This window comes from Arthrobacter glacialis (assembly GCF_002909445.1).
GTDB lineage: Bacteria > Actinomycetota > Actinomycetes > Actinomycetales > Micrococcaceae > Specibacter > Specibacter glacialis.
Genome location: NZ_PPXC01000005.1, coordinates 185,660 through 198,579, shown reverse-complemented (window position 1 = coordinate 198,579; position 12,920 = coordinate 185,660). Strand labels below are relative to the sequence as shown.

The 12,920-nt window shown below is 62.1% G+C and carries 12 protein-coding genes and 1 pseudogene; 4 read left to right on the top strand and 9 right to left on the bottom strand.

The genetic code is table 11. The features are described 5' to 3' along the window. Positions 1 to 17: 17 nt before the first annotated feature. The 8 genes from folK to CVS27_RS08255 all read right to left on the bottom strand — a co-directional run bounded on the left by folK (position 18) and on the right by CVS27_RS08255 (position 7,958). On the bottom strand, positions 18 to 542 hold the full coding sequence (gene folK, locus CVS27_RS08290; protein ID WP_103465259.1) for a 2-amino-4-hydroxy-6-hydroxymethyldihydropteridine diphosphokinase: 525 nt from the start codon (positions 540 to 542) through the stop codon (positions 18 to 20). Further along, positions 542 to 940, bottom strand: coding sequence for a dihydroneopterin aldolase (gene folB / locus CVS27_RS08285; protein ID WP_103465258.1), 399 nt, complete (start codon positions 938 to 940; stop codon positions 542 to 544). Before folB ends, folK begins: the two co-directional genes overlap by 1 nt. After that, positions 937 to 1,902, bottom strand: coding sequence for a dihydropteroate synthase (gene folP / locus CVS27_RS08280; RefSeq protein ID WP_103465257.1), 966 nt, complete (start codon positions 1,900 to 1,902; stop codon positions 937 to 939). The genes folB and folP overlap by 4 nt, the downstream gene beginning before the upstream one ends. An 11-nt stretch (positions 1,903 to 1,913) precedes the next feature. Further along, positions 1,914 to 2,552 (bottom strand): GTP cyclohydrolase I FolE, encoded by a 639-nt coding sequence (folE, locus tag CVS27_RS08275; protein WP_207767478.1) that lies wholly within the window; start codon positions 2,550 to 2,552, stop codon positions 1,914 to 1,916. A 20-nt stretch (positions 2,553 to 2,572) separates the two neighbouring features. Next, positions 2,573 to 4,648 carry an ATP-dependent zinc metalloprotease FtsH gene (gene ftsH / locus CVS27_RS08270; protein WP_103465256.1) on the bottom strand — a complete coding sequence of 692 codons (2,076 nt, stop codon included), beginning with the start codon at positions 4,646 to 4,648 and terminating at the stop codon, positions 2,573 to 2,575. A 389-nt stretch (positions 4,649 to 5,037) separates the two neighbouring features. Then, positions 5,038 to 5,589, bottom strand: coding sequence for a hypoxanthine phosphoribosyltransferase (gene hpt, locus CVS27_RS08265; protein WP_103465255.1), 552 nt, complete (start codon positions 5,587 to 5,589; stop codon positions 5,038 to 5,040). A gap of 53 nt (positions 5,590 to 5,642) precedes the next feature. Continuing rightward, complete coding sequence (tilS, locus tag CVS27_RS08260; protein ID WP_103465254.1) at positions 5,643 to 6,761, bottom strand: tRNA lysidine(34) synthetase TilS; 1,119 nt, start codon at positions 6,759 to 6,761, stop codon at positions 5,643 to 5,645. Continuing rightward, positions 6,762 to 7,958 (bottom strand): Rv3626c family coenzyme F420 biosynthesis-associated protein, encoded by a 1,197-nt coding sequence (locus tag CVS27_RS08255; protein ID WP_103465253.1) that lies wholly within the window; start codon positions 7,956 to 7,958, stop codon positions 6,762 to 6,764. A gap of 194 nt (positions 7,959 to 8,152) precedes the next feature. Between CVS27_RS08255 and CVS27_RS21240 the strand changes: the two are divergent. Continuing rightward, positions 8,153 to 8,449: pseudogene (locus CVS27_RS21240) on the top strand (response regulator); the annotation flags it as partial. 232 nt (positions 8,450 to 8,681) lie between these two features. On the opposite strand, the gene dacB reads toward CVS27_RS21240, so the two are convergent. Then, complete coding sequence (dacB, locus tag CVS27_RS08245; RefSeq protein WP_103465252.1) at positions 8,682 to 10,112, bottom strand: D-alanyl-D-alanine carboxypeptidase/D-alanyl-D-alanine endopeptidase; 1,431 nt, start codon at positions 10,110 to 10,112, stop codon at positions 8,682 to 8,684. Between the two features lie 187 nt (positions 10,113 to 10,299). On the opposite strand from dacB, the gene CVS27_RS08240 reads away from it, so the two are divergent. From CVS27_RS08240 to CVS27_RS08230, 3 genes are all read left to right on the top strand, one after another. Beyond that, the gene (locus tag CVS27_RS08240) at positions 10,300 to 10,788 is read left to right on the top strand and encodes an inorganic diphosphatase (protein ID WP_103465251.1); all 489 of its coding nucleotides are present in this window, start codon (positions 10,300 to 10,302) and stop codon (positions 10,786 to 10,788) included. Between the two features lie 306 nt (positions 10,789 to 11,094). Beyond that, complete coding sequence (locus CVS27_RS08235) at positions 11,095 to 12,096, top strand: WXG100 family type VII secretion target (RefSeq protein ID WP_103465250.1); 1,002 nt, start codon at positions 11,095 to 11,097, stop codon at positions 12,094 to 12,096. Further along, positions 12,093 to 12,869 (top strand): hypothetical protein, encoded by a 777-nt coding sequence (locus tag CVS27_RS08230; protein ID WP_103465249.1) that lies wholly within the window; start codon positions 12,093 to 12,095, stop codon positions 12,867 to 12,869. Before CVS27_RS08235 ends, CVS27_RS08230 begins: the two co-directional genes overlap by 4 nt. Positions 12,870 to 12,920 lie beyond the last annotated feature (51 nt).

The following is a 12,920-nucleotide window of genomic DNA, read 5'->3' as shown; positions in this document are numbered from 1 at the left end:
CGTGCCACTGGCGCTTCCTAGGAACCCTGTTCCATGGGTGCGTTGAGAACATGGGCAATGCCTGCCATGTCCGGGGCGTCCGCGGCCAGCTGCGCCACCAACTGCCCCACCAGCGTTGCGCCCGGATCCATGAGCGACCACGGATAAAGCACAAACGCCCGCCCGGCTGCGCGCGGATGCGGAAGGGTCAATACTGGGTCATCGCTTGTTTGATCGCCGTACAAAATGATGTCCACATCGAGGGTGCGGGCGCCCCAGCGCACTTCACGGGTCCTGTGGTGGGCCAGCTCCACGGCTTGGCAGTGAGCCAGCAGCTCGTAGGGCCCCAAAGTGGTGTCAACGGCTATGACCATGTTCAGGAAATCCGGTTGCCCGCCGGGTCCACCCACGGCCTTGGTGGTGACAATCGGAGATACGTTGTGCAGGCGCATTTCTGGGCGGTCCACCAGATCTCCGACGGCGCTCTGAAGTGTTCCTGCACGCTCACCCAGGTTGCTCCCCAGCGCCAAAATGGCGCGGGTTAGCGGGCGGGCATGGCTCATCACCGGCTCCCGTGGGCGTCTTGGAGCTGCTCACGGGTGCGGAAAACTGTAATGCTGACATCACCAAAAGGAACCTGGATGGGTGCCTTGGGCTTGTGAATGGTCACTTCCACGGCGTCGACCAGTGCAAAGTCGGCCAGAATCTTTTCAGCGGTTCGAACGCTCAGCGTTTCAATCAAGTCAAAGGCTTCGCCGGTAACCATGGCAACGATTGTCTCCGCCACGGCGCCGTAGTCAGCTGTCTTCGCCAAATCGTCCGTCTCGGCCGCGGCCGAGACGTCCAGGTGCAGAACAACGTCAGTAATGAACGGCTGCCCGTCACGTTTTTCATGCTCAAACACGCCGTGGTAGCCAATGGCCGTCACACTTGTCAAGGTGATGGTGTCGGAACGGTTCACTGCGAACCCGCGTCCGTGAGCTGGGTAGCTTCCAGCCGCGCTGCACGGCTGCGCTTGCCAGCCAGGAGCCTTGCGGCGACCTTGGCAGCGTCTAGGCTCGCGCCGACGTCGTGCACCCGGACACCCCAAATGCCCTGCGCAGCCGCCAGCGCGGTGGTGGCGGAGGTGGCGTCGTCGCGCTCCTTGGGCGCCGCAGCCTTGCCGGCACTCGTCAGCAGTGAGCCCAGGAAGCGCTTCCGGGACGTGCCCAGCAAAACTTTGTTGCCCATGGCGGTAACAACGTCCAGATTGGCCAGCAGTTCCCAGTTCTGTTCGGCGTTCTTGGAGAAGCCGATTCCCGGGTCAAGAATGATGTTTTCCGGCGTGACACCTGCCGCATAGAACTTTTCGCGAACCGCGCTCAATTCCTGCACAACCTCGGCAACAACATCTGCGTACTGGGTCAACGAGTCCATGGAGCGCGAATCACCGCGGCTGTGCATCAACACATACGGCACTTGGCGTTGGGCAATCAAGGCGATCATGTCCGGGTGGACGCGGGCGCCGGAGACGTCGTTGATCAGCCCGGCACCGGCATCCAATGCCAAGGCAGCCGTGGTGGCGTGGCGGGTGTCAACGCTCACCAAGGCACCGGCCTTGGCCAGTGTTGAGATAACCGGCAGGATTCGGCGCTGTTCCTCAAGCTCGTCGACCTCCTGTGCGCCCGGGCGCGTGGACTCGCCACCGACGTCGATGATGTCGGCGCCGCCGTAGAACATGCGCAGGCCGTGGGCAATGGCAGTCTCGGTGGAGTTGTACTCACCGCCGTCGCTGAAGGAGTCCGGGGTGCAGTTCAAGATCCCCATGACCACCGCGCGGTGCTTGGGCAAGGCGGCAAAGCTCGCGACTGATTTACGTGCCCGAAGAACGGGCAGGGGGGATGTGGCAGGGCCCGTTCCGGGCCCTGCTGCGAGGGAATCCATGGTGTGTGAGGCTACCTTCCGAGAATCAGGCTCATGGCTTCGGCCCGGGTTGCGGGCTCGTGAAGCGAACCGCGAACAGCACTGGTGACTGTCTTGGCTCCTGGTTTACGCACGCCACGCATGGACATGCACATGTGTTCACATTCAATGACCACTATGGCGCCGCGTGGTTTGAGGTGTTCAACCAGCGCGTCGGCAATTTGGGTGGTGAGACGTTCTTGAACTTGCGGCCGTTTGGCGTAAATATCCACCAGCCGGGCCAGCTTGCTCAGGCCTGTCACGCGGCCGTCATCTCCGGGGATGTAGCCCACGTGGGCGCTGCCGTGGAACGGCACCAGGTGATGTTCACAGGTGGAATAGAACGGGATGTCCTTCACCAGCACCATTTCCTGGTGGGCAATGTCAAAGGTGGTGCCCAGGATCTCGGCAGCATCGCTATGGAGCCCGGAGAACACTTCCGCATACGCCTTGGCCACACGCTTGGGGGTGTCGATCAGACCGCTGCGCTCCGGGTCTTCGCCAATGGCCAGCAGGATTTCCCGGACAGCAGCCTCAATGCGCGGCAAATCCACTGGATTATTAATCCCCGCCAGGGCGGCGCCAGCGGCGCCGCCCTGGGTGGAATCTACGTCGTCGTCGTAATCAGTCACGGATGTGATCCTATCGCCGATTACGGCTGCTCCGGCAGCGAGGGTGTCTCACCCTTGCCCAAATCGATGCCCGGGGTTGAATTCGGGGCGTCGATTGCACCGTCAAGGTGGGCGCTGGCGAGCTGGTCCTGCGGGGATATGCTCTCCGGAGCCGGTGCACCTGCGGCCAGGGCCTCGCGGCGCTCCTTGTCGGTGGTGACGGGAGGCAGCGTGGAGACCGGACGGGTTTCCTTGGACAGCCAGACCTGGCGCGGGGCGGGCTTGCGCAGATCGATAAAGATCTCCGCAATTTCGGCCTGGTTCAGGGTCTCGCGCTCCAGCAGCTCAAGGGCCAGCCGGTCCAGGATGTCCCGGTTGGCAATCAGGGCCTCATAGGCATCGTCATGAGCCTGGTCGATGAGCTTGCGAATTTCCTCGTCAACCATTGAGGCAACAGCTTCGGAGTAGTCCCGGTCGTGCCCGGCGCTGGCGCCAAGGAACGGCTCGCCCCCGGCGGCACCGAGCTTGACGGCGCCGATGCGCTCGCTCATGCCGTACTGGGTCACCATGGCCCGGGCTGTGCCGGTGGCCTTTTCAATGTCATTCGAGGCGCCTGTGGACGGATCGTGGAACACGATTTCCTCAGCAACGCGGCCACCCATGGCGTAGGCCATCTGGTCCAGCAGTTCGTTGCGGGTGATCGAGTACTTGTCATCCTCGGGCACAACCATGGTGTAACCCAGGGCGCGGCCGCGGGGCAGGATGGTGATCTTGGTGACTGGTGCCGTGTTGTGCATGGCTGCCGCCACCAGTGCGTGTCCGCCCTCGTGGTACGCGGTGATTTTGCGTTCCAGTTCCTTCATGACACGGGTACGCTTTTGCGGGCCCGCCATGACACGGTCGATGGACTCATCCAAGGCACGGTCATCAATGAGCTGAGCGTTGGAGCGGGCAGTCAACAAGGCTGCCTCGTTGAGGACGTTGGCAAGGTCTGCGCCGGTGTAACCGGGCGTCTTCTTGGCGACAGCGTTCAGGTCAACCCCGGGCGCCATCGGCTTGCCCTTGGCGTGAACCTTCAAGATCTGTTCACGGCCCAAACGGTCCGGGGCATCAACGGGAATCTGGCGGTCAAAACGGCCCGGTCGCAGCAATGCGGGGTCCAGGACGTCGGGACGGTTGGTGGCGGCAATCAGGATGACGTTGGTTTTGACGTCAAAGCCGTCCATTTCCACGAGCAACTGGTTGAGGGTTTGCTCGCGCTCGTCGTTGCCGCCGCCAATGCCGGCACCACGGTGACGGCCAACGGCGTCGATCTCGTCAACAAAAATGATGGCCGGGGAGTTGGCCTTGGCCTGCTCGAAGAGGTCACGGACACGGGAAGCACCCACACCCACAAACATTTCTACGAAGTCAGAACCGGAGATGGAGTAGAACGGCACGCCAGCCTCGCCGGCAACGGCGCGGGCCAGCAGCGTCTTGCCCGTTCCGGGAGGGCCGTACAGCAGCACGCCCTTGGGGATCTTGGCACCAACGGCCGTGAACTTGGCGGGGTTCTGCAGGAAGTCCTTGATTTCGTGGAGTTCTTCCACGGCCTCGTCCGCACCGGCAACGTCGCTGAACGTGACCTGCGGGTGGTCCTTGGTGAGCAGCTTGGCCTTGGACTTGCCAAATTGCATGACCTTGGAGCCGCCGCCTTGCATGCGGGAGAACAAGAACCAGAAGATCAACCCAATGAGGATGAAGGGGATCAGCAGGGACAGCATGCTTGACCAGAAGTTGTTCGACGCCGGCTGGTCATCAAACTTGCCCAGCTTGGCGTCGTCAATGGCATCCACCATGGTGGTCGCCCGGTAGCTGCCGTAGTAGAACTGGACGTTCTTGCCGGCCTTTTGACCGTCAGCCGTTGTGTAGTCATCCTTGAGGATCATGTCCACACGGCCCTCGGACCCAAAGACCTTGGCCGAGGCAACTTTGTCAGTTGAGAGCAGGTCCAGGCCCTCGGAAGTGCCGATGCGGCTGGTTCCCGTACCGGTCAACGTGAGAAGGCCTGCTCCGATGAGCACGACCACCACAACGATCCAGACAAATGGACCTTTGAAGAGTTTCTTGACTTTCATGTGTTCGAGGCTACGCCTCGTCCCTCCCGCTCAACCAATTCGTACCTATACGGGGTGCGCCGACACATCCCCAAGTAATAGCTTTACACCGTTCGCATTGCTACACGCACGGGAATGGCATTTAGTTCCCTGAGGGCATAACGATTTCGGCCAAAATGACGAAACCGGCGCCCGGTGCGCCCGTCCCCCACTTTCGCACCCGTCCCCGCAGCGTCCCATGCACCCGGCGCGCCCGTCCCCGCTTTTCGCGCCCGTTCGGACGGGCGCGAAAAGCGGGGACGGGCGCGGCGGAGGTGGTACGGATGAAAAATGCCGCCGTTCCCGCTTTTTGCCACCGGTATATCGGCGGCAAAAAGCGGGAACGGCGGCAGAAATCAGTGACGGGCGATTTACTCGTAAACGTGCGGCGCCAGGGTGCCGATGAAGTCCAGGTTGCGGTACCGCTCGGCGAAGTCCAGGCCGTAGCCCACAACGAATTCGTTGGGGATCTCGTAGCCAACGTACTTGACGTCGATTTCAACCTTGGCGGCTGCGGGCTTGCGCAGCAGGGTGCAGATTTCTACCGAGGCGGGGCCGCGGGACATCAGGTTGGCGCGCAGCCAAGACAGGGTCAGGCCCGAGTCGATGATGTCCTCGACGATCAGGACGTGCTTGCCCATGAGGTCGGTTTCGAGGTCCTTGAGGATCCGCACAACGCCCGAGGACTGGGTGCCGGAGCCGTAGGAGGAAACTGCCATCCAGTCCATGGTGACGTGGCTGTGAAGCGCACGGGAAAGGTCAGCCATGATCATGACTGCACCCTTGAGCACACCGACAAGGAGGACGTCGCGGCCCTGGTAGTCAGCATCAATCTGCGCGGCCAGTTCGGCTACACGCGTTTGGATTTGTTCCTTGGTATAAAGAACATGCTTAAGATCGGCTTGGACGTCTTGTGAATCCACCCAGGGCTCCTGATTGTGAAGGTCGTGGTACTGGTTTAGGTACTGTTTGGCGCCTACGTGCTGCGTCTAAGAACAAGCTTCCCATAGCCGGGGCCGTCGTGGGGAACACTCTGATTGCGCGAGATCCGCCAAGCACTGACTTTTCCGGCCAGCTGCACCGGACCTGCCGAGCCTTTTCTGGCCAGCAGGTATTCGGCGGCACCTAGGCGTTCAAGGCTTGGTTGGACTCCGCCAAGTTCGACGACGGCCAGCGCCAACACTCGCATCCTCAGGGCCGGGGCCAGTCCCCTGAGCGCGTCCTCGGCCAGCTCAATCTCTGCTGCGGGGCTGCTTTCGCCGCCGTTTGGCGCCGTGTTTGCTGCCCGGCGGAGCACCAATTTGTTGTATTCGGCTGCTGCGAGATCATCGAGGAAGTCGGCGTCGTGGCCCAGGATGCTTGCCGAGCGTGCCAGTGATTCGGCAATGCCCGGGCCAAGCTCTGCGCTGAGATACGGAATGACGTTTCGTCTGACGCGCACCCGCAAATAAGCAGGATCGTGGTTTGCGGGGTCGTGCCATGGAGTGAGTTCCAAGGCGTCACATATGGCCAAAATCTCATCCCGCCGCAGTCCCAGGAAGGGGCGCAGATACCTGCCACGGCGTTCACGCATGCCGGCTAGGGATCGTGTTCCCGAGCCCCTGGCGAGGCCGAGCAGCACGGACTCTGCCTGGTCATCCAGGGTGTGGCCCAACAGGACATTCTGGGCTCCCAGTTCTTGGGCCGTCGCCTCAAGCGCCTCAAAGCGGGCCGCGCGGGCTGCAGCTTCTGGACCCACGCCGTCGTGGTTGAGGTCAACGGTCCGCACCACAACCGGGTCCAGGCCCAGGGCCCGCAACTGGCCCGCGGTGGTCTGGGCAACCTGTGCGCTGCCTTCTTGCATCTGATGGTCAACCACCACGGCGCCCACACGTACCTCACCCCGTTTGGCGAAGAAGGCGCATACGGCGGCCAGGGCAAGGGAGTCGGGCCCGCCACTGCAGCCCACAAGGATCAGCGGCGGGTTTTCCACCACAAGGTTCTTGCCTGTGGTTTTAAGGCCCAAAAGCTCGCCCACCGCGGCACGCGCCTTGCCCACTGTGGGGTCGAGACGGCGGCGGGCCTTGACGTGTGGCTGTTCGGGTACTGCTGACATTTAGAGGCCCATCCGTTCAACCCAAAGGCGTGCATTGTGAATTTCCGCTTCAGTGGGCAGGTTTTTCTCCTGCGACCAGACATTGTTGAATCCGTCCATGCCCACCACGGCGACCACGTCGCGAACAAACTTTGCACCGTCACTGTATTGGCGCATTTTGGCGTCCAGGCCCAGGAGGTTCCGAATGAACTTTTCAATGACCCCACGGTCCTTGCCCCGGCTGTTGAAGCGTTGGCGGATGGTGCGCACAGTGGGAACAATGCGCTGGTCCACGCCGTCCATGACCACATTTGCGTGGCCTTCAAGCAGGCTCATGACAGCCGTCAAGTGGGACAAGGCTGCTTTTTGATCCGGGTTTTGGAGTAGGTCGAGCATGCCGCCGCGGCTCGGGCCCTGTCCTGCTGCGTCTTTGGCGATTTTCTCGGCTTGGCCAGGCTTGTTGCCCATTTGCTTGGCTGCCTGCAGAAGGCGCTCGCCAAAGTTATCCGAATCGCCCACCAACAGGGTGCCCAGCTTTTCAATTTCCCCCATCATGTGGTGGCGCAACCACGGTGCTGCAGCGAATTGCACGCGGTGGGTTTGTTCATGCAGGCAGACCCAGAGTCGGAAATCGGCAGGATCCACCTTCAGTTCACGCTCAACCGTGATGATGTTGGGGGCAACCAGCAGCAAGCGCCCGCCGGCGGCCTGCTGGTGCCCGTTGTTTGACGCTGCCAGAGCTGCAAAGGGATCGTACTGGCCCAAAACCTTGCTGGAGAGAAATGCGAGCGCCCCGCCCAGCTGGGCCCCCGTAACGGTGGCGCCGAATGTGGCAGAAGAGCTCCCCTGAACCGGGCGACCACCGGACTCCTTTGCGGCAAGGGCTTGTTTGGCTGCCAGGGCGCGCAGAACGGGGTCCATCATGACGGCAAAACTCTGGGTGTTTGCCTTGGCCCAGGATGCCCTGTCCACCACCAAGACCTCTGAATCGCGCAGGTCTCTGGCCGCTTCCAGGCGGCTGATCTCATGGACGTGGGGTACCGAGCGCTCGGCCATGAGGCGCAAATTCTCCACGGCTGCGGAGATTTCCGAGCCCCTAAGCGCCGGCCCGGCAGGAGCCAAATTTGCTGCCGTCTTGGCGGCAAGCTCCCAATTGACCATGCTGGGGGACGTGGAAGGGGTGGCTGCGGCATTGCTCTGCTGGCTCATGCATACCATCAGATCACAGAACGCTGACAGCTTGCCGCTGGCTCACAGCTGCGGCACAGGATAGGACTAGAAACAGCTTAGAATTTTCCACCACACTTGAAATTGGGGATTGCTTCCCACAGCCTTTAGGTGACTGGCATTTACTGTAGGAACCACCAACCGCGGGCCGATTGCAAGCCTGCCTTCACGAGAGACATGCATCCATGACTGAGACGCCGCGGAACACCTTCACAGATCTTCCGCCCCTGACTCTCCCTGACGGCAGCCCCATTCGCGCCCTGGTGGTTGATGACGAGGCCAGCCTGACGGAGCTGATCAGCATGGGATTGCGCATGACCGGTTAGGAGGTGGCTACGGCCAGCGATGGCGCCGAGGCTGTGCGAGTTGCCAGGACTTTCCGCCCCGACGTGCTGGTGCTCGATGTCATGATGCCCGGAATGGACGGCATTGAGGCGTCGGGTAAGATCCGGGAATTTTCCCCCAAAATCCCCGCCTTGTTCCGCCCCTCGGACACCTTCAAGAAGTTCTACGACTCTGCCTATCGGGAGCTCTACACCCAGGTGTACACGGAGGGAACCGCCTCGTCGCTTTTGGCAACCATTACCGAGTCCATTCCGGCAAGTGAGGACTTAACTGAGGAGGAGATTGCGGAGAAATCCAAGACTCTGAGGACATTCCTAAACCAGCGTGCCGAGGCCCTGGAGAAGGCCCTCGCCAACTAGGACGGGCTACCTAGCTGCGTGCCAGCACTGCCGCGGCGGCATCGACCACGGGCCTGGCGGCTGCGGCTCCGTCGGTGAAGCCATTGCCGATGATGCAGAACGCCAGCAGTCGCCCCTGGGAGTTGATGACGTAGCCAGTCAACGCTGTGACCACATTCAAGGAACCTGTTTTGGCCCGCACCAACCCGGCACCGTCGAGCTGGGGCCCCGCCACAAACCGGTGGGCCAGGGAACCGCTGAGTCCTGCAATGGGAAGGCCGGGCAGTGCCTGGCCAATGTCCGATGCCGGGTCGGCAAGCATCAAAGCCAGCAATTGAGTCAGCTTTGCGGAACTGATCAGGTTGCCTGTGGCCAGGCCGGAGTTATCTGTTGTGACAACGCCGTCCATGGGCAGGCCCAGCTCGGCAACCGCTTGGCGAACAGCAGCCACGGCGCCCGTATTGCTGGCTTCCTGACCAAGTTTCACGGCCACCATGCGGCCCACAACTTCGGCAACATAGTTGTCCGACTCAGCCAGCATGTACTGGGTCTGCTGGGCCACGGTGGCCGATTCCACCGCGGCAAGGACTGTACCGGGTGCCCCTGCGGGTGCTCCATTGGCCGCTGCTGGCGCCTTGCTTCTGGAAAGTGTCCCCGTGGTGGCAATACCGGCACCTTCCAGGGCCGCCGCAAATGCTTCCGCCACAGCCACAGCGGAATCCTGGGGGCGCGGTCCGCTCAAAACTTCAGGGGCAAGGCGGCCCGCATTCAATGCCATGGGAAAAATGGGTGCGATTTCCCCGGCATCAACGTCGCCGTCGGCCCATTTGGAGTTCAGCGCGGGGCCCGTGAACAAGGTGTCGTCAATACTGAGGGTGATCGGGCCGTTGACCCCTGCAGCTGCGAGCGCCGCGGCTGTTTTCTTAGCCAAGGTGGCAATCCCGGCATGGCCCATCACGGCGTCCGTTGCGCTGTCACCGGCACCGAGCATGGCGTCCCCGCCGGCCAGCAAAACCAGCTCATTGGCGGCGGACCCAGCCACAACCTGGGTGCTGAAGCGCGTCTCGGTGCCCAGGGTTCTCAGCGCGGCTCCGGCAGTGAGCAGCTTCAGGTTCGAGGCCGGCACCCTGGCCGTCTCGCCGTCCTGGGAAAACAGCTCTTTGCCCGTGGCGGTGTCGGTGACGAACATGGCGAAGGTGCCATCGCCGTCGAACGTCAACGCCTGGGTCAAATCCGCGGAAAGTTTGGCAGCATCCGGCAAGGGGGCCTCAGCATTTAGCGGGGCCACGGCTGAGATTCCGCTGATCACAGTGGGCGGCAATTGGGCGCCCGGCACAACGGCCACGGCAGCCGGATCCTTGGGCAGAAACGCGGGGGCCAGATGCAAGCCAACGGGGACGCTGACGGCAGCCAATGCACAGATGAGCAAGCCGCTCGTCACAACTTTTGACGTGCGTCCCATAGAGCAGGTAGTTCCTTCGAAGCTGGTGGTCCCGGCGCGCAAATGGGCGGGTCAAGTGAGCGATCCGACCCTGTTGGTCCTGGGTGGGTTTTTAGCGCAACAAATGCGCCTATATCCTCATACTAGACGGAAATTCTCCGCGCGGCCTTGTCAGGCCTCGCACACCCCCATCATGAGGAGCATAACGATGAAGCACGATGTCACCATCGAGATCCCCCGCGGATCACGCGTCAAGTACGAAGTTGACCACGAGACTGGCCGCGTCCGCTTGGACCGTGTGCTGTTCACCTCGATGCAGTACCCCACCCACTACGGGTTCTTCGACAACACCCTGGGCGAAGACGGCGATCCCCTGGACGCGCTCGTCATGCTGCAGGACTTTGACCTGCACCCGGGCGTTGTGGTGGATGCCCGCCCCATCGCCGTATTCAACATGACCGACGACGGCGGCGGCGACGCCAAGGTTCTGTGTGTTGTTGACGACAAGCGCTTCGACCACATCCAGGAACTCTCCGATGTTGACGAATTCCTGGTCAAGGAGATCGAGCACTTCTTCATGCGTTACAAGGATCTGGAGCCGGGCAAGTGGGTCAAGGCTGAGGGCTGGGCCGACCGCGCAGCCGCCGAGGCTGAATTGGAAGCTTCCATCAAGCGCTTTGCGGACACCAAGCACTAGTCCCCAGCTCCTCCCTCCACTCGCACGCTCGCGAGGGAACCCTCGGATCTGTGGGCCCACCCAGCACCACCCTCCGTCTGATTCGGCGAGGGCGCGGTGAGAGGTTGAAGGCGGCGTTCCCTTTTCGGGGAGCGCCGCTTTTTTTGGTGCAGGCACTTCGGCTCGCCCGCACTGCATAGCTGCGGGTAGTTGTGCCCATCGCCGCCAAGGACCAGCTCTGTCTAAACTGGTCATGGCCACCCAATGGCCGCCCGCACACGCCGCACTGATCCCACAATGTTCGGCCCTACACTTCTAAGGATGGTCATGGACGGTTTTATCGGCGCCGACATCGCGGACCTCCGGGACTTTGCCAAGGCCATGGACAAGGCCTCATATGTACTGACGCAGCAGGCCCAAGCTCTGTCCTCAGTTGTCAACCAAAACCGCGGCTGGCAGGGCCCCGATGCTGAGCGGTTCCGCCAAACCTGGAATTCATCCCACCGCCCCACACTGGCTTCCAACGCCCGGAACTTGCAGCAGGTCTCAGACCAGCTGCGCAAGAACGCCGACGAGCAGGAAACCGCCAGCTCCGTGGCCAGCATTGCCGGTGGCACAGGCGGCGATGGCCCGGCGTTGTCCGTCCTGAAGGATGTGTACGACGTCGGTATGGGCGGCAAGGGAGCCATCACACCCCTGCTGAACGCTTGGAAGCTCCACAAGCTCGGCGCTGAGGACTGGGCCAAGACCAAAGAACTGCTGACCAATTGGGATGATTCCGGCCGGTGGCTCAAGGGCGGCCTCGACCAACTAAAAAATGGCGGCAAGCTCAGCGACGTCCTGAGCGACCTCAAGGCGGGAATCCCCTATAGCCAGGCCTTTGACGACGCCAGCAAATTCTCCAAGGGCTTGCGCATAGCTGGCGGACTGACGGGGCCGCTCAGCATTGCCGGCGGCATCCACGACATGATTTCCCCCGAGCATGACGGCTGGCGAGGGGGAGGCGACCGGGTTGCGGGCGGCCTCTCCGTGGTGGGCGGCGTGGGCAGCATTATGTTGATGACGGCCGGGGGCGCTGCCCTGTTGGGCCCCATCGGCGCACCCATAGTGGTCGCCGCCGGCGTGATTGCAGGGGCTTGGGCCTTGGGCAACCTGGTGGTGGACAACTGGGACAGCATCACCAACTTCGCCAAGAACCCCGGCCAATACATCAGTGACGGCGCCAAAGAGGTCACAAACTTTGCCAAGGACGTAGGCAGTAAAGTGGTGAACGGCGTAGGTGACGCAGCCAAATCGACTGGCAAATTCTTGAAGGGAATTTTCGGATGAGCACAAATACTATCCAGTGGACTGAACGCGATGTGGAGTCCGCAGCCCAAGTGCTTGCCATGGCCAGTGCCGAAGGCACGCCGCTGCCCACGCTGACCGATGAGGAAGTGGTGGCGCTGGACGGTGTGCAGCGCGAGCAGGCTGTGCCCACGCCGTGGCTCTCCGCCCAAACCGCTGATCGAAACGCCCTGTGCGGCGTTGCCCTGAGGGGCTTGCTGGCCAAGGAACTGGCCTACCCCGTGATTTTTGAAGGCGAGACCGAACCGACACGCCTTCACACCACACCCGAGATCACGGGCACGCTGGCCCTGCGCCGCACCTCGCGCCAGGTTGCTTCGCTGGAGCGAACAGTGTCCACCGGCAAGCGTTGGCTTTTTGCCTACACCCACGACGGCGGCACCCTCCTGGAGGAAGTGGACGAGAGCGGCCTCCACGGGTTCACGGTAGTCACCGTGGATCAGATCCCCGCCCGCCTCGCCGCCTTTGCCGACCCTCAGGGCGCGGCAGCCAAGGATTCCCAAGCCACGAACTACACGGAAGCAGAGTTTGAAACCGCCGGTTCGCAGCAGCTGTCCCAAACACTGGCGGCCAGCAACTTGGCGGTCTTTGAAACCAATGCTGACGCGTTGCGAACACTCACCATCTACACGGGCCCCGAGTCTGTGCACATCCTCACCCCGCATGCCGTGAACGGCTCGTTGACGTTGACATTGCAGGAAGTCTCTGCACCCTCCCTCACCAACGTTCTGGCGGGCATGCTGTCACCCAAATAGCCACCCACTGTGGCGGTGTGCACCGTCAGGTGCCCCCCACGCCGTTCTTCC

Bases quoted from the DNA above. Each gene is read 5' to 3' on its own strand.
- folK (WP_103465259.1), bottom strand. From the start codon at position 542: ATGAGCCATGCCCGCCCGCTAACCCGCGCCATTTTGGCGCTGGGGAGC.
- folP (WP_103465257.1), bottom strand. From the start codon at position 1,902: ATGGATTCCCTCGCAGCAGGGCCCGGAACGGGCCCTGCCACATCCCCC.
- ftsH (WP_103465256.1), bottom strand. From the start codon at position 4,648: ATGAAAGTCAAGAAACTCTTCAAAGGTCCATTTGTCTGGATCGTTGTG.
- tilS (WP_103465254.1), bottom strand. From the start codon at position 6,761: ATGTCAGCAGTACCCGAACAGCCACACGTCAAGGCCCGCCGCCGTCTC.
- CVS27_RS08255 (WP_103465253.1), bottom strand. From the start codon at position 7,958: ATGGTATGCATGAGCCAGCAGAGCAATGCCGCAGCCACCCCTTCCACG.
- dacB (WP_103465252.1), bottom strand. From the start codon at position 10,112: ATGGGACGCACGTCAAAAGTTGTGACGAGCGGCTTGCTCATCTGTGCA.
- CVS27_RS08240 (WP_103465251.1), top strand. From the start codon at position 10,300: ATGAAGCACGATGTCACCATCGAGATCCCCCGCGGATCACGCGTCAAG.
- CVS27_RS08235 (WP_103465250.1), top strand. From the start codon at position 11,095: ATGGACGGTTTTATCGGCGCCGACATCGCGGACCTCCGGGACTTTGCC.
- CVS27_RS08230 (WP_103465249.1), top strand. From the start codon at position 12,093: ATGAGCACAAATACTATCCAGTGGACTGAACGCGATGTGGAGTCCGCA.